This window comes from Lentzea albidocapillata (assembly GCF_000719115.1).
In the GTDB taxonomy this organism is placed as follows: domain Bacteria; phylum Actinomycetota; class Actinomycetes; order Mycobacteriales; family Pseudonocardiaceae; genus Lentzea; species Lentzea albidocapillata.
Map to the genome: position 1 here is coordinate 1 of NZ_JOEA01000079.1, position 427 is coordinate 427.

General features: G+C 69.8%; 1 pseudogene. It reads right to left on the reverse strand.

The window, feature by feature from the left end:
* Positions 1-333: pseudogene (locus tag IG04_RS0141880) on the reverse strand (M56 family metallopeptidase); the annotation flags it as partial.
* Positions 334-427: the final 94 nt, after the last annotated feature.

The following is a 427-nucleotide window of genomic DNA, read 5'->3' on the forward strand; positions in this document are numbered from 1 at the left end:
TCGTTGCCGAGCGCTGCGTGCACCGACGATCGCGAACCGAACGAGCAGAGCGGTCAGCAGAGCGCCGCCGGTGAGGCCGCTGATCACTTCGATCGTGGGCGTAGTGCCGTGGCGCACCGACTCCCAGCAGTGGTGCAGGGTGTCGAGGGAGGCGAGGCCGTGCTCGGGCAGCAGGAGCAGCACCATGGCAACGGCTGAGGTCGTCATGACCGCGGCGATCGAGGTGAACCAGGCGACGACGGCGACCACCGGGTCGCTGAGCCGCCGCAGCAGGCGCGGTGCCAGCCAGCCCATCGTGATGGATCCGAGCAGCAGCGCCAGCGCGACAGTCATTTTCCGGCGGCTTTCCTGCGGAACGCCCGGCGCAGCACCGCCGACTCCTCGGTGGTCGCGGACTGTGCGAAGTGCAGCAGCGCGGCCTCGGGAT